The sequence below is a fragment of the Calyptranema fuscum S582 genome, from assembly GCF_055793305.1.
On the sequence record NZ_JBSLYH010000022.1, the window covers coordinates 84473 to 104004 of the forward strand.

A 19532-nucleotide genomic window follows, 5' to 3' on the forward strand; every position below is an offset into this window, starting at 1 on the left:
GCTGCACTAACTTTTTACAGTAGACGTAGATTCTATGGGAGAAGAAACATGCAAATTGAGCACCATGCAGGTCTGGCGATCGCCCAATCCTTATCGATTCAACCGATGACCATTCCACTGTGGGGATTGGTCGTTTTTATACTCTGGACGATCGCAATTGTGATTGTTTTGCTGGTTGTCAGAATTCGCCATCTAGCAGCAGGCGGCAGTCCCAAAGAGTTTGCAGCGATCGATGACAATAATTTGATGTGGCGATTATTTCGAGTGCAGGCTAACCTGGTTGAAAACCTACCCCTATATTTAGGAGTGGTTTTACTGTTAACAATGCGAGGGGTTTCTGGAAATAGCATCGATCTGCTTGTCGGTATCTATATTACGTTTCGACTATTACACTCTATGATTCACATCATCGGTGCTGATCCAAAACTACGAGTATTGAGCTTAGGCATTCAATTTAGTTGCTTGATCAGTCTGATTGGTTTAGCCATCTTGTAATCAACGTTTGCATGTGGATGGAGTAAATCAAGTCTTTTTCTAAGAACGGGATTAAAAAGCTTCAAACCTGTCCATATGCAAGCACATCGGGCAAATGGTTTGCTAATTGCTTTGGTTGTAGATGATATTGACACGGAATATGCCCGACTTCAAGCTGAAGGCTTAAGGATCTCTTTCTGATCGCTGAGCAATATCACGAATATCTCGTAGATATGATTTGATTTTCCCAAGCGTTTCGATAAACCAGAAAAAGAATATGATTTGGATGAAAATGATGATGAATGAAGCTGATTCCATAGTGCCCCGCTTATGTCCAAATAGTTTGTATAAATGTGGGTATACCTGAGCATCTCTTTAGGATTACAAATTAATTAAAAACCGGACGTTTATTTTTGTCAGCGCGGCTCCGCCGCGCTGACAAAAATAAATCTTCGGTTCTATTAAATTCACGATCCTTAGCCATATTGGAGCAAAACGGCTAGAACAACGGGCTAACGGATATCGGATCTCTTTGTTTCGCTTTCCTGATCCAGGTCTTCGCTCACTCAAATGGCAAGTCAGAGGCATTGCTGCTTCATTCTGTACCTAAAAGCAGTCAATGTTATCTCTCATTTGGCATATTGTACTGACATCTGTATCCAATGAGCTACATATTTGGCAAAAACGCGATCGATTAGGTAATATTTGGTGATACGTTTACGATTCCATTCGCGATCGCGTCTTCCGATTTCTCTCCGAATAAGACGTACGGTTAATGGTTAGAGATGCGATTTTTCTACGACTAATTTTCTTGAAATCGAGTGTAATGTCTTGACAAGATTAGTTGCCCTAAACGCAAAACATCGATTAGATGAACAATTGCATCAGCACTGATATCAGCGTGGCGAAATGGCGTTGATTCCTTCAGTTTGGCTTGGCAACACCCACTACTTTTAGACAAGTTATTCAAAGTTCAAGAGGTATTGCTCAATCAGGATGAATTTGAACGGGAAACCTTCGGTTTCCCGTTCAAATTCATCCTCAAAACCAGCAACGCCATTCAAGATTCAAGACGTTATAGCTAGGAGTAGCTGCAATGTTAATTAATTTACTCGTTCAAAGCATGAAAAAAATGAAGCGAAGATGGTCTAATATCGCGGCGTTTACAGTCACTCTGTTTTTGATAGCGTGCGTCAATCAGTCTCCCACGACTGTTGAGAAAGTAAACGTTACACCGGAACCGTCAGCCAATAATGTCATTCAAGTGGATGGAAGTATACCTCCTGACGCCGTGCTGCAAGCTGCCACAAATGTTGAACCGAATCATAATGCTACGTTGCTCACTCCAGTGGGTGCTGTTAGCCCTGAGGGCGATCGCATCGTTCAAGTTCTAAATCGCCTGGAACAGAACGGATTGGAAGAGCGGAGCACTCTGACTGTGCTGGACGCTGATGCCAATCCACTAGCAAACCGTGAACTCCGGTGGTTGGTTGGACCTGTGAAATTTAGTCCTGATGGTTCACGAATTATTACAAGTGGTAGCGATCGCACCACTCGAATCTGGGATAGCCAACTCAATCCACTCGCCAGTTTCGATGGTCATCAAGTACATGTCCAAAACCTGCAAATTAGCCCTGATGGCAATTATATTCTGACGATCGAATATCCTGATGTCATTCCCCCAGGTCAACAACCAGAGCAGGTTGTTACAGCCCGGTTGCTCGACATTGAAGCTACGCAATTAGCATCGTTTGAAGGGTTGCAGGTAGGCTTACATCCGCATAACTCACATCCGTATCAACATATGCAGTTTAGTCCCGATAGCCAACATCTCCTGACAGTGGGCAAGGGTGTTGTGCAAGTCCTTGATCTGCAAGGAAATCCACAGCTAACCTTGAATCAAGATCAGCCAAAATTTTCTATGGCTCAATTTAGCCCCGATGGTCAGGCTATTTTAGCAGCGGGCTCAGAACGCATGAAACTGTGGGATTCGCAAGGGCAGTTGAAAGCTGAGTTTAGTCACTGGACCGTAAATCCTGCGGAAACGATTTCGTCTATTCAATTGAGCAACAAGGGTCAGGTTGTTACAGGCAGTTCAATGGGCATATTGCGGGTTTGGGATGCTCAAAGCAATCCAGGGGTAACGGTGAAAGCCCATGAGGGTTCAATCCATGCGATCGCCATTAACTCAGATGGCACTCAAATTGCGACGCTGGGTGAGAAGATGGCAGATGCCAGTGGAGATAACCTCATTCGGGTTTGGAATCGTCAAGGACAGCTATTAGGTGTATTAGGAGAAGATCTATCAGCGTCCTTCTTTAAAGGTGTATTAAGTAAATTACCAGCTTCATTTTCTCTCCAATTCACGGCTGATGGGACACAACTGATTGCCACTCAAACCGGGCAAATTGGCACAACTATCCGATGGACATTGTGAGGATTACAGGTTGGGCGAAAAATATGAATGCTCTCCACATTGCGTTGATTCATCAGTTATTTGCGGCAGCAGATCAGATTAATTTGCCAGTGTGAGTGCCGCGCGGAGCGCGGCACTCACTCCAAATTTCATTGATGGAAGGAGGGTCGCAGAGGAAGAAAATGATGATAAAGATGCGTTTTCGGCTGCGCTACGGGTTGCTTTTGCTAGGGACGTTGATCTTGCTGGCATTCCAACTCAAAACAACTACTGCTCAGCCAACCCTGGAAACTGAGATCTGCATTTTCCGCAATGGAAACGAAACATCCATACGATACCCGAATGGCAGATGATTGTGGGTATCGCATGGATGTTTTTTCCTTTAGTTGTAGTGCTTGCCATGCCCTGGCTCGTGGGCATGACAAGCGATCGCACCTTCAACTATCAGCAACTCTTCCGCGCCATGCTGGATGTCATGATTTGGCTGAGTCTTTGTGCAGGACTGGGGTTCATTAACGGAATGATCCGCCTTATTGCGTTCGTCGATAGTGAGCAGTCATAAACTGTTGCCACTGCCCATCCTCGCCCAACATATGGGAGGTCAAGATCCGGTGATCGTTGCTCTTGAACTCAATCACATCTTTGTACTTTCCAAGTTTCTCCTCACCTGTCATGACAGGTCCATCAGAGTTGAGCGTCAGCACAGTTTCCCCTGCATTCATTTCACCGTCATAGTGCCAGAGATATGTCATCATCGACCCGACCCAGGTGCCGACATAGCGTTGTTTCTGTGGATCGTAACCGAGCGTCATCAACGTTGTTGCAGAGCCACCACAAGGCATTTCGCCCTGTCCTTCTGCCAATATCCAGAGTCCGCCCAGCGATCGCACGGTCTCCGTTCCGGTTGATTTGACAGGAGGTTGATCGGGGCCCATGATTGCTTCGGTTTCATAGGTCCACTCACCGACGAGTTTTTGGAGCCATTGATGTTCTTTCTGAGGCTGAGCAGGCATGGGTGTGGTTTGTTCGGTTTGGATAGTTTCCATGGTTTGTCTCCTTGGGATGAATGATAGGGAATTGCGATCGCACTCCAATCAGCTGAAACGTGCGACACCTTTACCCATAGGTTGGATGTTGCGGATAGCCAGGGGGTGAATCTTCAAAGTCTTCTTGCCGTCCGTAGGGGGTCATATCCAGCAAGCTGTAGGTATCGGTGAGGGATTCAACGCCACGGGCATAGGACGAGTAGGTGTGAAACACATCGTCCCCCATGCGGAAGAACACGCTGAGCCCGTGACTCTCACCCTGCATGGCGTCGGCACCGTTCAATCTCTCTAGCTCCGCTTTGTCGCGGTAGTTGTACTCGATGGGGGTAACATTTTCGTCCAGTGTGACGTGGAAGTCATAGTTGAAATCGCTGTCAAAGGAGGAATACCAAGGAATTGTCCATCCCTTCTGCCGCTTGTAGGCTTCCAATTTGGGCAACGGGGCACGGGAAACTAGTGCAAAGGTTGTGTCCCGTTGATTCAGCATGGACAGATCACCCAGGGCATTGACGTAGCCAGTGCAACCCATGCAGCCCTTTTCCCACTCTGGCGCAAACATGAAGTGGTAGATGATCAGTTGGGTTTGTCCGTCAAACATATCAGCCAGTTTGACGGCACCGTTTGATCCCGAAAAAGTATATTCTTTTTTGAGCTTGACCATCGGTAGGCGGCGGCGTTCAGCATTGATGCGATCGCGATGCCGGGTCAATTCTTTCTCGTGTTCAAGCAGGGTTTTACGAGCCGTTAGCCACTCGTTGGGTTCGACAATTTTTGGATGTGCAATTGCATTCTGAATCATTGTGAATCTCCACAGTGTAATGGTTGAATTCAGATCAAAAACCATGGTGCTGGAATGATTTACATCGCCACTTTTTCCTTGACAGCTTCAGCCTGATCCATCGCGTTGGGTTCCATGTATACCAGTTCCCAAATGTGCCCATCTAAATCTTGAAATCCGTGGGCGTACATAAATCCGTGATCTTGAGGCTCGTTATAAGTTGTGCCCCCCGCAGCCACAGCTTGACGAACCATCTCATCCACTTTTGCTCGGTTCTCAACCGATAGGCATGTCAGTACTTCGGTACTTTGGGTAGCATCACAAATCGCTTTGGGTGTAAATGTCTGGAACTTCTCATGGGTCAAAAGCATCACGAAAATGTTCTCAGAGACAATCATGCAGGTGGCAGTTTCATCGGTGAATTGGGGATTGAAACTGAATCCAAGTTGCGTAAAAAACTTGATGGATTGTTGGAGATTTTTGACAGGCAAATTGACGAAAATTTGAGTACTCATGGTTTCTCCGGTGTCGTTGTTGGATAGTCTGTCAAACTAGTGTTGCAAACACCAAATTTTGCAACATGGGGGTTTGGGGGCTGCGCCCCCAAGAAGGGATGGAACCCCTTCACCCCTTACAAAACTTTCGTTTTGCTGTACTAGAGGTGACGGGTGATTAAACGCTCAAACGGCTTGTTCGCAGTTGACCATCCAGGGTGTGCCGAACTGATCAATCAACATGCCAAAGCGAGTAGACCAGAATGTTTGAGCGATCGCCATCGTCACCTTGCCGTTTTTTGATAAAGCATGAAAGATGTGTTCTGCTTCGTCTGGTTCGGGCACGCTGATCTGAACGCAAAAGCCTTGAGGTTTTTCAAAATACTCGGGTGGGCAATCAGACCCCATGAGGAAGCGATCTTCTAATTCAAGACACGCATGCATAATTTTGTCATGCCACTCCGGTGAGATATCTGCGGCGGAGGGTGCTTCTTTGTGGGTCATCATCATGGTGATCTTGCCACCCAGACATTGTTCATAGAACTTGAATGCAGCCTCACAATTGCCGTTAAACATGAGATAAGAGTTGATTTTCATGACGATTCCTTCGTGACAATGTTTGTGTCGCGGACAAGTTTAAATCGATTGTTTTGGGGGTTGCATGAGTTTGCCAAACCCGCTCGGAAAGGTGATCTTAGGGATTGAGGGTGAACACTGCTTGCGCATTGGACGGATCAAATGGCACTGAAATATGTTCGTGTAAAATCTGCCAATGATCGTGATGCTTCTGACACACAGCCGTCGCCCGCATCCACATTTGCGTAGCAGGATGGTTTTGTTCGCCCTTAAAGCGAAATAGCCAATGGGCAGTCGCTAAATTGTTATTGACTGCGATCGCCAGGTCGCGGGTTTCCATCTCAAACGAGTCTGGGAAACATGGCAAAGAGTCTTCCCATAAGTGGCGAACCGCTTCTCTGCCACTGGTTTGGAAAGGGGGTTTGACATCAAAAATCACGATCTCATTGGCATAGTGAGACATGATTTGGGTGATATCTTTGGCACAAATGGCACGCTGTTGCGCGGCAATTAATTGGCGAATCTCAGCTTCGCTGGCGGTGAGTGTGTTTGCAGTTGTCATGATTGTTTCTCCTTGCATTTGAGATGCAGGTTGGTTTGACAGTGAATGCAATGATGACGACGGGTGCAACTATGACGACTCTGGAAGTCCCACAATTTCCAGAACAGGGCGAATTTCAACTGTGCCAACTCGCGCTCCGGGTATGCGGGTGGCGATCGCAATGGCTTCATCCAAATCCTGAGCATCAACCAGGAAAAACCCACCCAATTGCTCACGAGTCTCGGCAAATGGACCATCGATCACCAGGGATTTGCCTTGCCGTACTTGAACACTAGTTGCCGTTGAAACAGGATGAAGGGGAGCTGTCGCCAGAAATTGTCCCTTAGCATCAAGGTCTTGAGCGAGTTGGGCAGATTCCCGATAGCAATGCTCTCGCTCAGTGTCACTCATGGCGTTTTCATCCATATAGATCAGCAGCAAATATTTCATTCAATTGCCTCCTTTACGGTTTAGTCGAATGGGAATGGCTCAAATCGACACGGCACAGAAAACTTTTTATCAGGTCATTGAGTACGATCGAGATTTACCTTGTTTGTATAGCTGCGCACTCAGGTGCGGACGGGGTGCAGGGATGGAACCTCTGCGTGGGGCGTTGCTCCATACCCCAACGCCCTAACCTGAATATGTCAAGCCATGAATGAGTCGAGCGGGAATGGCTCAAATCGACATCTCTGAAAAACCCATTCTATAGTACAATTGTTCTAATCCGCCATCCTATTTCTGTAATTGCATTTCTTCGTAATACAAATTCTCTAAATCTAAGGATCGTGGATTTAATAAAACCGAAGATTTATGTTTGGAAGCACGGCTCTGCCGCGCTTCCAAACATAAACGTCCGGGTTTTCATTAATTTGTGATCCTAACTACAAATTTTGCTGGAGGGGGTGGGGAATGGAATCCCCCATGAGCAGGAAGTGCCCTTTCAACCCCTATCTGTAGCTTAAGTTTAGGGAGTTGGTATACGTCAGTCGAACGGCGATCGCTTAGATCGACACCCTGCCCAACATTCTTTGTGACTTTTTATGACAGGTATGGCTTCAACCCCAAACTCAGATGGTGCTCGGGCGTTGCCAGGTAGTTCCCCTGCTCGGGTGATTGCCTCTGTCTATCGAGCTGAATGGGGGCGAATCGTCGCCATCCTGATTCGTCTGGTGGGAGATTTTAATCTGGCTGAAGAAGCTGCACAAGACGCGTTTGCGGCAGCCGTGAATCAATGGGAACATAGCGGCATTCCCGATCTGCCTCGCGCCTGGATTATCCGCACGGCTCGATATAAAGCGATCGATCGCCTGCGACGCAAGGCACGACTGACCGAAAAATTGGAATGGTACGCCGCATCGGGGTTAATTCCAGCCAGCGAAGAGCCAACCTACGATAGCGATGAAATTCCAGACGATCGCTTGCGATTAATCTTCACCTGCTGCCATCCTGCACTGGCGATCGAGACTCAGGTGGCATTGACATTACGCATGCTGGGCGGACTGGAAACTGACGAAATTGCCCGCGCCTTTCTCGTGCCGACCGCAACCATGGCACAACGATTAGTCCGAGCTAAGCGCAAAATTCGCGACGCAGGCATTCCCTATAAAGTACCTGAAACAACCAATCTCTCCCCTCGGATAGAGGCAGTGCTGACGGTCATCTATCTCATTTTTAATGAAGGTTATGCGGCGACCAAAGGAGATTTGATGGCGCGGGCTGACCTGTGTACCGAAGCGATTCGTCTGGGGCAACTGCTACGGCAATTGCTGGCATCCCAACCTGCTTCAGAAGTCACAGCACTGGTAGCATTGATGCTGTTACACGACTCGCGGCGTGATGCCCGTCTGGATGAAGCTGGCGATCTGATTTTGCTAGAAGATCAGGATCGGAGCCGTTGGAATCATTCACAAATCAATGAAGCATTGCCTTTAGTAGAAGAAGCACTACGGGGTGGAACGGGAGTGTATGCTCTGCAAGCGGCGATCGCCGCACTTCATTGTCAGGCCGCACGCGCCGAAGACACAGACTGGGTACAGATTGTACGACTCTATGAAGTACTGGAACGCTTGCAGCCATCACCCATTGTCACCTTAAATCGAGCCGTGGCGATCGCCATGGCAGAAAGTCCAACCGCCGCATTGGGGCTGATTGATAGCCTTGCCCCGGAGCTTGATAGCTACCATCTATTTCATGCCACTCGTGCCGATTTATTACGGCGTGTTGGTGCATTCGAGGATGCAATCCAAAGCTATACACGGGCATTAGAATTAGTGACCAATGATAGCGAACGCCGTTTTTTGGAACAGCGATTGCGACACGTTAGCGATCGCCTCTAATCAATCCACTGCTGCTGATACAAATACTCCAGTACCCGCTGAGTCGCCGGAGCACATTGGTCTACATCCCTGTACTTCAGCCATGCGATCGCTTCGATTTCAGAGTTAGCAACAATGTCACCGCTATACTCCGCCTGAAAGCAGCGCATCGTCACCTGAGTTGGCTCAGTGTAGCCATGGGCAACCTCCTGCACAATCATTACCTCGGTCAACGTCTCAGCAATCAGGCTGACATTGAGTTCCTCTTGCACCTCTCGGCGCAGTGCTTCCCAGTCAGATTCACCCGTTTCTCGCTTTCCACCGGGAAAATAAAACGCATCTTTACCCGTCGTCCGGGCACATAAAACCTGTCGATCCTGAATGCAAATCCAGGCAACCACATCAACGATCGTGCTGTTTGTTGCTGACAAATGAGCTTTCAGCCTCGATAAAATATCATGCGATCGCGTCCACAGAATCGAGCTACCTGCGTTGGGATCGAGGATGCGGGTAGCCTGGGGTAATCGAGCAGCCAGCGTCGCGCCAAAATCAGGAGAGTGAACCGGACTGGTATCCAAACCGCCGTACCAGAGATCTACTGGAACTGTAATGTCCTCCACTGCAAACGACCAGGCACTCACCGCATTCACCAGATCGCGGGCATACCCCTCTGATCCCTGAGAAAATCCTTCCTGGAGGCAACGCTGGTAAGCCTGACTGAAGCCATCACTCAGATACAAGGCGCGATCGCATTCTGCACTCATATTGATAATCAGGTGCCATAGTCCTTCCCAGGTCACAATCTGAGAAAAATGCTCCTCAAATGCTGCTGCATCCTGTTCCACAGCCGTAATCATTTGGGCTACATCGGCATGCAGAAGCGGTTTGATGCTCGGATGCGACAGTTCATCCTGTCCTGACACAATGGCGATCGCGTCTACCAGTCCTGCTGCTGCCAACGCCAAGGCAAAGGGCGCTCCTTGAGAAAAGCCAACGGCGAGAACCGTGTGGAGATTTTGGCTATGAATCAACTCCCCCACATCATCAACCCAGGAAGATAGGGTTTTGTTGGGGTGAGGGTCTGATAGCCCCAATCCCGGTCGGTCGATCGCTATCAGTCGCAATCCCAACACCGGCAGATGAGTCGCACCAAACCCCAGGGAACCGCTCATTCCCGCCCCCGTACAAAACAAAACCGGGATCCCCTCCTCAGAACCCCACTCCGACCATGCTAATTGGCGATCGTCCTGTAGCCGTATTGCCATTTGTCGGTCAGATGGTGTCACACGTTGGTTGTGGAAGGGCACGGCTCTGTTCCTCTGGAATCGGATTCTTGATCGATGGATTTTTGATGGATGGATTGTAAATGACCTAAACCCCAAAGTTTTAAGGTTAGTAGCGCGACGACGCCGCGCTACTAACCTGGTTTCAGCCGATCTACAATCCTCATTCAGTTTATTAACACACTATGGGGTGTTGGGCGTGCAGTATGCCAGCAGAGCGATTCCATCTGCCAGGGATTCAGTCAAGATAAGAACACTGCATCAAACGTAGGGCATCGCTGATTTTGGGGATAAATTTGAACGTGAAACCAAGGTTCCACGTTCAATTCAGTCCGTTATTCAGCAATGCCAAATTGGTTGTCTTTTAGCTAGACTTCGGCAGATGTTCGTGGGTATGGACATGGCACGAAAATTTTTGCAGATGGGACACACGCGATCGCGTCGCTATGCCAATCACAAGTCAGGACGCAAATACGCAACAGGTTCTAAGACCGTTCTGCCTCGTACCGAAGATCCAATCAAAGCTGAATCTGCCAAGATTTTCTATGAGAAATGGCAATTGGCGAAGACGGATCCCGAGTATCTGCAACTAGCCGCACGCCACCGTGACCAATACGAACGTTCTGAACCCGTTGCTGCCAAACGTCCAGGTTCCTGACAGGAGGAGATGCATGAAGTTCTCGGATCTAAAAGGCATTTTTGCTCAGGAAGAAACTAGCCGAGGGTTACTGGTTATTGGTTTGGATGCAGAAGGGCGACACGTTGAAGTACTGTTTCATATCACTCATGAACCAAAAGCCGACTGGGAAGCTGTTCATGTGAACTATCTATAATCAGCGTAAGCGGTTACAAATCAATCACAATTTTGGTGCCAGCAGTGCCCTGCTCCACCGCTTCGTGGGCAGCCAGTACCGTTTCTAACGTGAAATGGCGTGGGTCAACGATAGGACGCAGCTGATTGGCTTCTACTAATTGGGTTGCCTGACGCAAAATTTCGCCATGATGGGCACGACGTTCACCTGTCAACAGAGGCAACAGCACAAACACACCGGAATAAGTTGCTGCCTTGCGCGAGAGGGGCAATAGGGAATGATTGCCCCAACCGTAGTTACTGACAACGTGACCATAATTGCGCACAGCTTGAAACGCATCATCTAGTGTGGAACCACCCACTGAGTCGTAGACCACATCAAAACCTTGCCCATCCGTAAACGTTTGGACGATCTGGGCGATCGCCATACTGCGATAGTCAATGGGTACAGCACCTAGTTGTCGCACCAGGTCATGTTTAGCTGCGGAAGCTGTTGCAAATACTTGGGCACCCCGCGCTTTAGCAATCTGCACAGCGATGTGACCGACACCACCAGACCCACCCAGAATCAGGACTTTCTGACCTTCATGGACATTGGCTCTATCGACGAGTCCTTCCCATGCGGTTAAAAACACCAGCGGTAATGCAGCAGCTTCCCGAAAGGTAAGGTTGGTTGGTTTCTTCGCTAACAAATCGGCATCGACTGCCGCAAATTCAGCCAGCGACCCTTGCAATCCGCCGACTCCGCCCGTCATGCCACATACCTCATCCCCCACCTGAAATGCAGTGACGTCTGAACCAACGGCTTCAATAATTCCAGCTAAATCAATTCCTAGCACAGCAGGAAGCACCTGTTGGGCATGGGGAGCTTTCCCGGTACGAATTTTGCTATCGAGCGGGTTAACACCACTCGCCTTAATTCGCACCAAAACCTGATTTGCTGTGGGTTCTGGGCGGGGAATTTCAGTCGCCCGAAATGTTGCCGTTTGATCATCTACAATCAGAGCGTGCATCATTGAGGATGTGAACGCCCCGCCGACACCGTTGCTATGGACGCAGATCGCCGTTTGTTCTCCGGGTACTGTATCGAACCCATCGAGATCATCATCTTGATTGACAATGACAACGTTGTTTTGATTAGCTTGGGTGGTCATGGTGTTTTCTGTGCCGGGGTGAATTTGCGACCCGCTCGTTACAGTTCATTGTTAAGCGATCGCCCAATTCATACCACTCAAGTTTTCTAAGTTAAGGCGCAAGTTAGTGCTTGATGTTGCCCTTAAGAAAAAGAAGCGATCGCGCAGTTATAGAAATTAGGACAAAGAAGTGGTGCAGCCCCCGAACGGGGGCTGCACCACTTCTTTCAATTCGGAGTAGTCCTAAAAAAGTAATGATTTTTGTGGCGCAGGCAACGCCTGCGCCACAAAAAATCATTACATATATACCACTATTCAGACGTACTATAGAGGACGGCGATCGCATCCATAAGACTCAGGGATCGCCACCAGGATTTCCGAAAACAGCACATGCATAATATTCATTTGGCTTGGTAGCCGAAGGAGCATAGCCAAAACCAACATGGGTAAATACTTGATTATCGAGCGACAAAAACGGACGGTAATGGGTGTCGCTACTGCTCCAATCTAAAACCCATGTACTCCCTGCTGTCTCGATTCGCGAGAAATAGCCACCGGCTAAAGCCTCAGCAGAACCACCTCCTTGCCAACCAAAATGGGTGAGGCGATCGCCCAGGTATCTCATATTTTGATAACTGCTTCCACCCACCACGACTGCATCATGATCCATGACATCATATTGACCCATGAGAGTAGCCAGCCATTGACAAGACTGATTGAGAGTATGGTCATACTCCAACGGTGGCAAATTTCTGCCTGCGCGTACCTGATTCAAGGTGGCTAAAAATGCGGCTCCGGGATCTGCATCTTCGATAAGCCCGATCGTAAAGTTGGAACTGCTTTCAGAGACGACAAGTTCCTGCAAAAGCTCACCTGTTTCAGCATTGCGGATGTGGAAGGCATCACCAGGATAGGTCGTTCCCTTGAATGCTCTGCCAGGTTCAATCGGGTCACTGGTTGAGGCTTCCTGACAATTTGTATCGATCCAATGCACTGTAATGGGACTACTCGTGGCATTGCGAATCTCAAGATCAAGGGAATCAGGGCTGGTTTGTTGCGTACAAACTTCAGCGATCGCTGGTGACTGACTCAACGCAACAACGCTGACAGGTACCCATAACCCAACCGTCAGCCCAACCATACAAAGATGCAAAGTTCGGTTCATAATTCGTTACTTTACGCTTGTTTTTCAAGCTATAGCGCTACGCACTTAGGTTAGGACGGGGTGCAGGGGTAAAACCCCTGCGTGGGGCACCGCCCCACACCCCAACGTCCTAACGTGACTACGTAAAGCTATATCAAGGTAGAGAAGAAAATACTTGAATGCGGAGGATTGCGGATGAATCGAAACTAAATTCTTGTTCTTTCAAGGTATGCTTTCGCCCTACATTCAAAAAACCATTGAGTTTCAATTTATCCACGACTTTAAGATCCATTCAGGATAATAAATGGGATTACAGAGCTGTAATCAGTATATATTCTTAGGAAAATTATTTTTATGACACAATGTTAATCTACGTATCTCGCACCAATTTAAGGCGATCACAACACGACCTGGTTCACTCCGTCGGAGCGTCTGACGCTCAGGTTTGACGGGTATTTAGTTCCCGATCAATAGCGGCGATCGCCACAGTTTGCAGCTAAGGTCGTCCTAAAAAAATAATGAGCTTTTGTTGCGCGGGCGTCGCCCGCGCAACAAAAGCTCATGACATGAATATCACTACCAATTTTTCTAGGGCAAAATGCTGTAAACGAGGCTTAAAATCGGGGTTCGTTGGCGATCGCGCCTAAGCCAACCGCTTCCAATAACGCAGTCCATTCCTGTTTCAACGCCATATCACTCGGATGGGCACAGGTCAGAGATGCCAACTGGCTGAGCGAGTCTTGCCAGATCCCTGCCTGAGCATAAATGCGGGGCTTATCTTGCAGACTGGCGATCGCCAACTGACTCACGATCTCCTCACCCAGCGACATCAGCGCAACTCGCTGCACATTGGCTTGCACTGTGACATCGTCTGCTCGTTCTAAGGGATTGCACACTAGCGCAAAGTACCAATAGTAGGTGTGTCCCACTTCTAAGGGTGAAGCCGTGCCATCGGAAGGGAGCGGTATGCTGATAATGCCCGAACGGCTGGCAGGAAAGGTCAACGTCTGGCTATAGATCAACCGATCGGTGCCTTCCTCATACAGCAAAAATTCTGCGGATGTTGCAGAACTGGGTGGGACGTAGGCAAAAAATGTCGGGTAAGCTTCCGTGGTTAACCCGACATTGGATTCGGGGATCAGTGCTACCAAGCCGCGATCGCTCGTTGTACAAGACCCAGAGCGGGCAGACCCAGCTTCTCGATTGCCAGGTGCCCCCACCGGGGGGGCATTGAACCCACTACCTTGAGCAAACACTTGATTGCTGGTTAACACCATCCCTAGACTTAGGAACAGTGCCGTAGAAAGCGTCGTAAGGCGCATAAATAACCTAGTCATCTACATTCTCTGGGGGGTGAGTTAGTGCGGCTCGCAAATTACAGAACAGGACGGGCATAACCCTGCAACCCTAGCGAAACGTCGGGTAAAACAAGTCCCAGTCTGTTGTTGCTTACCATTGCTTCATACAAATCGGTGGAAACAAATTTCGCAGCAAACCTAACCCAACTGTCATTGCTGCAATACACTGCACCCAATTTATGATCTCTGATGCCTAATCCATGAGGATGTTCAATAATCTTAAAGCTTTGTATCGATTTAGACGTCTAATACGGATGACACTTTTCTTTGACGGATCCATGTTCCATAATCAAGTCTACGCATCTACGGCATGTCGCGATCGCTGAAACAGGGTGACAGACCTGGTTGGTTAGCAATTGGCTTGAAGCGCTTGCACCATGAGCATTTCAAAACAATTACCCATGCCCCTATAGCCAGCCTCAATGGTATGACGTACATGGTTTTAAATCAGAACCGCGCGCCGCACGGCTCTCACTCGACGACCGTAATCTATCCGGGTGCGAAGCGCTATAGAACATTAGCTCTAAAGAATTACCAATTAATTAATCTATGATCCTAAAGGACGCAGATTTATTAAAACCAACGATTTAAGTATCGAAGGCGTGGCGACGCCACGCTGCCAATTACTAAACGTCCGGGTTTTGTTTAATTTGTGATGCTGCGGATCGTGAGTTTAATCAACCGCAAGCTTTTTTTTCGTAGGACGAGGGCGTCGTCGCTCGCATTTGTCATCCTTACAGCAATGTTTAATTGCTAAAGCCACCGTTTCTTTGCATGCCGTGCGAAGCGCCGTATACGAAGAAACTAGTACACCAACTTAAAAGTTTTAGAGGGGGTGGAGGGGGTAAAACCCCCTCTTGGGGGCGCAGCCCCCAAACCCCCATGTTGCAAAATTTCGTGTTTGCAACACTAGACATATCCAAGCGCCAAGCGCTGTAAAGATAAATATTGTCTGATTTCGTACCCAATGATCTCTTCCAGACTGACCCATTTTAATCGTCTCAGTTCATGGTTCAAAAATGTCGGTCGTCCGGTCATTTTTATGAGTCTGCTGCTGACGACTGCCGTTGTAAGTGCCCGTCATCTGGGTTTACTTCAGGGCATGGAACTCTCTGCGTACGATCACCAGATCCAGTCGCAACCTCAAGAACCCGACGATGATCGGCTATTGATTATCGGCATTACCGATAGTGATTTACAACAATTGCAAGAGTGGCCGATTTCCGATCGCACCCTGGCACAACTTCTGGCAAAACTACAAACCTATCAACCGCGCGTGATTGGTCTGGATATCTCACGCGATATTCCGATTCCGCCCGGTCGGGAAGAGTTGTTGCAACAGTTAACCGCAAACCCGAATGTTGTTGTTGTTTGTAAAGCCAGTGCGTCCGATGATCCCGGTACCCCACCACCACCGCAGGTGTCACCCACAACGATAGGGCTTTCAGATTTAATTATCGATTCGGGCGGCGTGTTGCGTCGGGGGTTACTATACATGGAACCGCCGCCACCCCCTCCCGGTACACAGGTCAAACATTTTTGCAATCAGCCTGCCATCGACAATAACCCCAACACCATTCCGACGCTGAGTCTGCGGTTGGTGATGCACTATCTTGCCGTTGATGGCATTGAACCGGGCTTTACAGAAACGGGTGAGTTTTTGCTGGGATCAACGGTCATTTCACGGTTACAGTCTGGAATGGCAGGCTACTACCGGGTGGATACCAATGGCTATCAGATCATGTTGCGCTATCGGTCTGGGAATGAATTTGCTCGCCAGGTGAGTTTATTGGATGTCTTGCAAGGTCGTATCCAACCTGAGTGGGTCAAAGATCGAGTGGTGTTGATTGGCTATACCACCGCTCAGTTTAAGGACGAGTTTTATACGCCCTATAGCGTTAGCAAAGAAGATAACCAAAAGATGTCGGGGGTGATAGTTCATGCCCAGGCAGTAAGCCAGCTTCTCAGTGCTGTGTTAGATGGGCGATCGCTAATTTGGTATTGGTCAGAACCGATCGAGATCCTGTGGATTTTGGGGTGGTCGATCGTTGGCGGCATTTTGGCATGGTACTTACGCCATCCCCTACGGTTTGGCTTGGTGTTGGGGGTGGCATCGGGCACCCTTTACGCCATCGGCTGGGTTTTGTTTACCCAAGGGGGATGGGTACCTCTCGTGCCGGGGGCGATCGCTTTAGCAGGTACAGCGGTGGGCGTAGTCTTACTCGATCGCTTTAACAAGAGCGATTACGGACAGACGGTCTATCGGCAGGTTAAAACGCTCCTCAAGATCAATATCGAAATCGATCAAGAAAAACGCGAAAAGCAAGTCGCAGAAATTACAGAAAGCGATTACTTCCAGGATTTGCGTAAGACTGCCAAATTGATGCGAAATCGACGCCCTGCATCAGAGACCAAGCCGACTGGCGACAAGCCTCAACCACCGGCGGCACCCTCACCCCAGCCACCGACTCCGGTTGATCCTGCTCATTCGCTTGATTTGGATGTTAAGGCTCGGCGAGACAACGATGATGCATTAAAAAATGAAGATTACTTGGCAGCACTCCAACAAACGGCTAAGGGGCTACAAAATCGGCGCAGAAAAGCCATCCCGGAGGTGCCTAAATCTAACTTATCCAACCTGTCTCATCCATCTAATGCTGATGAAGTGGAGGGCAGTAACCGAAATCAACCCACCCACGGGGATGAGGATGACGAACCCAAACACATTAATCCAGACTAGAGCGTGCGATCGTTTGGTGGCTGGGTTATGTTCTGGTTAGCTGCAAACCGTGGCGATCGCGCTAGCCATCGGCGGTTGCACAGGAATCTGGATAATAAACTCCGTTCCTTGTCCAGGGGTTGAATGGCATGTCAAGCTACCTCCGTGTTTCTCGACAATAATCTGATGGCTGATCGACATCCCCATGCCGGTGCCTTGCCCCAGCGGCTTGGTTGTAAAGAAGGGCTGGAAGATCTGGTGTTTCACTTGTTCGAGCATTCCCACCCCATTATCGGCGATCGCAATTTCCACCCACTGCGCATCCATAACCGTTGTCCGAATCGTAAGCATTGGCAGAAGGGGAGGATGGGTTGCTGCCTGCTCGCTGTCATCATCTGGGTCTGCCAGGTGCATTTGACCATACCATTGCTCTTCTAAGGCATCAATGGCATTCACCAAAATATTCATGAAAACTTGATTGACCTGTCCGGCATAACATTCGATCAACGGCAATGCGCCATAGTGACGAATGACTTTAATTTCGGGGCGATCGGACTTGGCTTTGAGTCGGTGTTGCAAGATCAACAGGGTACTATCGATGCCTTCATGGACGTCAACGGCTTTAAAAGCAGCTTCATCCAAGCGAGAAAAATTCCGTAGCGATCGCACAATCTGATAAATGCGATCAGTCCCAATTTTTATGGAACTTAGAATTTTGGGTAAATCTTCTTGCAAAAACTCTAGATCAATGTGTTCGGCTTCTATTTCAATTTCTGGAGCTGGTTGAGGATAGTGCTTTTGGTACAGTTGAATGAAATTCAGTAAATTATGGGCATAGTCCTGTACGTGGGTAAGATTGCCATGAATAAAGTTAACGGGGTTATTGATTTCATGGGCAACTCCCGCAACCAATTGCCCCAAATTAGACATTTTTTCGCTTTGCACCATCTGAATTTGGGTTTGGTGCAATTGGGTTAATAATTCTTCCAAGTGCTGATTTTTAGCACTGAGTTCTTGGGTTCTTTCTTCTACGTTTTGTTCTAGAGTTTGGCTATAAGCAGAAAGGGTTTGATTAGCAGTCTGTTGTTCTTCCAGTAAGTGTTTGACTGAATCAATCAGTTGATTGAACGCATGGGCAAGCACACCAATTTCATCGTTACTATCAATGCTGGCTTTGAGATCAAAATTAGCGGCTTCGGTGGCTTGTTTTGCCACATGGGTCAAGAGTTGAATCGGCTGAGCGATCGCTCGACTGATTAACGTGGCTAATAGAATTGCAATGGCGATGGATAAGACAATACTGCTAATGACGATTCTTTGAGCAACATTACTAGCATTACGGCTTTGAATTTCTGATTCCAAAACTTCGTTATAGCTATGTTCAATCACCCCCACCAGCTCATCAGAAATCGCATCTAACTTCAGTGCTAAATCGCTATTTGTAAAATCCAGCAATTGTTTCTGAGCGTTGGCAACTGTGTCTGGTGATTCCAAATCGAGGGCATGAATTTGCAAAACAAGACGTTCTAATTCTGCCAGATATTGTTCTGGTATCCCATTATAGGTTCGTATCAACCGGGGAATTTCAACAGAGCGGACTTTAGTCTGAATAGACGTTTGATCCGCGAATTCTTTGAGTCCCGACCAAGTTTGCTCAATGGTGTGGCGATGGTTCAGAATATGAGCGTACTCCTGGTCAAACTGTTCTGGATACAGCACCAGCGGAATCAATTGTTGTTGATGGGTTCGTGTCTGGAGAATGCCCGTTTGCAAACGATGGAGTAGCTCCATTTCGTTACGGATTTGATCTTCCTGCACGTTTGCCTGGTCTTTATAGCGATCGCCGATATTGAAACCAATGATGGTTCCTGAGACCGCAATCCCCAGTGCTAGCGCGTAACCTAGTCCAATTTTTTGGTTTACACGCAAGCTGGATAACCAGTTCATCAATCCAGTTTTTCGCATGGTACGTTCCTAAAGTTTAGAAATGCTGTATCGGAAAAGATTCAACGGTTTGAAACACTCACCGGGTAGCATTTCAAGAGATTACCACCTCAATTTGAAACACAACTTCATTAATATTGGCTACAGTCGTGTGCTTTAACGGGTATTACACCAGAATGCCCCAGATTCTCAATCGCCTAACGTCACAGGTTTAAATTCCCAAAGAAGGGATGGGTTGGAAAACGGCGCACCATTTTCCAACCCATCCCCATTCTCAATTTCATGACGTATGGTGACATTGCTTAATCCAGCAATGAAATTGGGTGTAGGTGCTGCGCGAAGCGCAGCACCTACACCCAATTTCATCAATTAAATCCGCAACATCTGTGAGGTGATACAGAGCTTAAAAAAATAAAAGTTGCAGCTCAGGAGTATGTTTCCATCTGCAACTTTCATTGATCCTGACTACTGTTTAGATTTGGTATCCAGGATGGATA

At 48.1% G+C, this 19532-nt stretch carries 21 protein-coding genes and 2 pseudogenes; 10 read left to right on the forward strand and 13 right to left on the reverse strand.

The genetic code is table 11. The features are described from left to right. Positions 1 to 48 precede the first annotated feature (48 nt). The 4 genes and pseudogenes from ACR6Z4_RS16185 to ACR6Z4_RS16200 all read left to right on the forward strand — a co-directional run bounded on the left by ACR6Z4_RS16185 (position 49) and on the right by ACR6Z4_RS16200 (position 2911). Positions 49 to 495, forward strand: a complete 447-nt coding sequence (locus ACR6Z4_RS16185; protein ID WP_479718328.1) for an MAPEG family protein — start codon at positions 49 to 51, stop codon at positions 493 to 495. A 33-nt stretch (positions 496 to 528) separates the two neighbouring features. Further along, positions 529 to 666, forward strand: a pseudogene (locus tag ACR6Z4_RS16190) (VOC family protein); the annotation flags it as partial. Positions 667 to 1403: 737 nt separating this feature from the next. Further along, on the forward strand, positions 1404 to 1559 hold the full coding sequence (locus ACR6Z4_RS16195; protein ID WP_479718329.1) for a hypothetical protein: 156 nt from the start codon (positions 1404 to 1406) through the stop codon (positions 1557 to 1559). A gap of 47 nt (positions 1560 to 1606) precedes the next feature. Next, positions 1607 to 2911 (forward strand): WD40 repeat domain-containing protein, encoded by a 1305-nt coding sequence (locus ACR6Z4_RS16200; protein ID WP_479718330.1) that lies wholly within the window; start codon positions 1607 to 1609, stop codon positions 2909 to 2911. A 206-nt stretch (positions 2912 to 3117) separates the two neighbouring features. On the opposite strand, the gene ACR6Z4_RS16205 is transcribed toward ACR6Z4_RS16200, so the two are convergent. After that, entirely contained in the window at positions 3118 to 3258 is a 141-nt protein-coding gene (locus tag ACR6Z4_RS16205; RefSeq protein ID WP_479718331.1) for a hypothetical protein, read from the reverse strand. Between the two features lie 2 nt (positions 3259 to 3260). On the opposite strand from ACR6Z4_RS16205, the gene ACR6Z4_RS16210 reads away from it, so the two are divergent. Next, positions 3261 to 3452 carry a hypothetical protein gene (locus ACR6Z4_RS16210; protein ID WP_479718332.1) on the forward strand — a complete coding sequence of 64 codons (192 nt, stop codon included), beginning with the start codon at positions 3261 to 3263 and terminating at the stop codon, positions 3450 to 3452. Here ACR6Z4_RS16210 and ACR6Z4_RS16215 read toward each other — a convergent pair. The 6 genes from ACR6Z4_RS16215 to ACR6Z4_RS16240 all read right to left on the reverse strand — a co-directional run bounded on the left by ACR6Z4_RS16215 (position 3421) and on the right by ACR6Z4_RS16240 (position 6775). After that, positions 3421 to 3936: a DUF1579 domain-containing protein gene (locus tag ACR6Z4_RS16215; RefSeq protein ID WP_479718333.1), complete on the reverse strand. Its 516-nt coding sequence runs from the start codon at positions 3934 to 3936 to the stop codon at positions 3421 to 3423. The two genes, ACR6Z4_RS16210 and ACR6Z4_RS16215, sit on opposite strands and share 32 nt — an antisense overlap. 70 nt (positions 3937 to 4006) lie before the next feature. Then, positions 4007 to 4735: a DUF899 domain-containing protein gene (locus ACR6Z4_RS16220; protein ID WP_479718334.1), complete on the reverse strand. Its 729-nt coding sequence runs from the start codon at positions 4733 to 4735 to the stop codon at positions 4007 to 4009. A gap of 59 nt (positions 4736 to 4794) precedes the next feature. Then, on the reverse strand, positions 4795 to 5229 hold the full coding sequence (locus tag ACR6Z4_RS16225) for a VOC family protein (RefSeq protein WP_479718335.1): 435 nt from the start codon (positions 5227 to 5229) through the stop codon (positions 4795 to 4797). Positions 5230 to 5394: 165 nt separating this feature from the next. Beyond that, positions 5395 to 5805: a VOC family protein gene (locus tag ACR6Z4_RS16230; RefSeq protein ID WP_479718336.1), complete on the reverse strand. Its 411-nt coding sequence runs from the start codon at positions 5803 to 5805 to the stop codon at positions 5395 to 5397. A gap of 97 nt (positions 5806 to 5902) precedes the next feature. Then, positions 5903 to 6346 (reverse strand): YybH family protein, encoded by a 444-nt coding sequence (locus ACR6Z4_RS16235; protein ID WP_479718337.1) that lies wholly within the window; start codon positions 6344 to 6346, stop codon positions 5903 to 5905. Positions 6347 to 6415: 69 nt separating this feature from the next. Beyond that, a complete protein-coding gene (locus tag ACR6Z4_RS16240; protein ID WP_479718338.1) occupies positions 6416 to 6775 on the reverse strand; it encodes a YciI family protein in 360 nt (119 codons plus the stop codon). 34 nt (positions 6776 to 6809) lie between these two features. On the opposite strand from ACR6Z4_RS16240, the gene ACR6Z4_RS16245 reads away from it, so the two are divergent. Further along, positions 6810 to 6962: a hypothetical protein gene (locus ACR6Z4_RS16245; protein ID WP_479718339.1), complete on the forward strand. Its 153-nt coding sequence runs from the start codon at positions 6810 to 6812 to the stop codon at positions 6960 to 6962. Between the two features lie 415 nt (positions 6963 to 7377). Beyond that, positions 7378 to 8664 carry an RNA polymerase sigma factor gene (locus tag ACR6Z4_RS16250; RefSeq protein ID WP_479718340.1) on the forward strand — a complete coding sequence of 429 codons (1287 nt, stop codon included), beginning with the start codon at positions 7378 to 7380 and terminating at the stop codon, positions 8662 to 8664. Here ACR6Z4_RS16250 and ACR6Z4_RS16255 read toward each other — a convergent pair. Beyond that, complete coding sequence (locus ACR6Z4_RS16255; RefSeq protein WP_479718341.1) at positions 8661 to 9950, reverse strand: alpha/beta fold hydrolase; 1290 nt, start codon at positions 9948 to 9950, stop codon at positions 8661 to 8663. The genes ACR6Z4_RS16250 and ACR6Z4_RS16255 overlap by 4 nt on opposite strands. 361 nt (positions 9951 to 10311) lie before the next feature. Here ACR6Z4_RS16255 and ACR6Z4_RS16260 point away from each other — a divergent pair. Together ACR6Z4_RS16260 and ACR6Z4_RS16265 are read left to right on the forward strand one after the other, a co-directional pair. Continuing rightward, positions 10312 to 10584, forward strand: a pseudogene (locus ACR6Z4_RS16260) (DUF4385 family protein); the annotation flags it as partial. 13 nt (positions 10585 to 10597) lie between these two features. Continuing rightward, positions 10598 to 10759 (forward strand): hypothetical protein, encoded by a 162-nt coding sequence (locus ACR6Z4_RS16265; protein WP_479718342.1) that lies wholly within the window; start codon positions 10598 to 10600, stop codon positions 10757 to 10759. A 13-nt stretch (positions 10760 to 10772) separates the two neighbouring features. Here the strand turns inward: ACR6Z4_RS16265 and ACR6Z4_RS16270 are convergent, their stop codons facing one another. The 3 genes from ACR6Z4_RS16270 to ACR6Z4_RS16280 form a co-directional block, all read right to left on the reverse strand. Further along, positions 10773 to 11750 carry a zinc-dependent alcohol dehydrogenase family protein gene (locus ACR6Z4_RS16270; protein ID WP_479718365.1) on the reverse strand — a complete coding sequence of 326 codons (978 nt, stop codon included), beginning with the start codon at positions 11748 to 11750 and terminating at the stop codon, positions 10773 to 10775. A gap of 475 nt (positions 11751 to 12225) precedes the next feature. Next, the gene (locus ACR6Z4_RS16275; protein ID WP_479718343.1) at positions 12226 to 13035 is read right to left on the reverse strand and encodes a CAP domain-containing protein; all 810 of its coding nucleotides are present in this window, start codon (positions 13033 to 13035) and stop codon (positions 12226 to 12228) included. 593 nt (positions 13036 to 13628) lie between these two features. Beyond that, positions 13629 to 14351 carry a DUF928 domain-containing protein gene (locus ACR6Z4_RS16280; RefSeq protein ID WP_479718344.1) on the reverse strand — a complete coding sequence of 241 codons (723 nt, stop codon included), beginning with the start codon at positions 14349 to 14351 and terminating at the stop codon, positions 13629 to 13631. A 988-nt stretch (positions 14352 to 15339) separates the two neighbouring features. Between ACR6Z4_RS16280 and ACR6Z4_RS16285 the strand changes: the two genes are divergently transcribed. Continuing rightward, the gene (locus ACR6Z4_RS16285; RefSeq protein WP_479718345.1) at positions 15340 to 17112 is read left to right on the forward strand and encodes a CHASE2 domain-containing protein; all 1773 of its coding nucleotides are present in this window, start codon (positions 15340 to 15342) and stop codon (positions 17110 to 17112) included. A gap of 36 nt (positions 17113 to 17148) precedes the next feature. Here ACR6Z4_RS16285 and ACR6Z4_RS16290 read toward each other — a convergent pair whose 3' ends face one another. Together ACR6Z4_RS16290 and ACR6Z4_RS16295 are read right to left on the reverse strand one after the other, a co-directional pair. Next, entirely contained in the window at positions 17149 to 19056 is a 1908-nt protein-coding gene (locus ACR6Z4_RS16290; protein WP_479718346.1) for a sensor histidine kinase, read from the reverse strand. A 168-nt stretch (positions 19057 to 19224) separates the two neighbouring features. Further along, a complete protein-coding gene (locus ACR6Z4_RS16295) occupies positions 19225 to 19401 on the reverse strand; it encodes a hypothetical protein (protein ID WP_479718347.1) in 177 nt (58 codons plus the stop codon). Between the last annotated feature and the right edge of the window lie 131 nt (positions 19402 to 19532).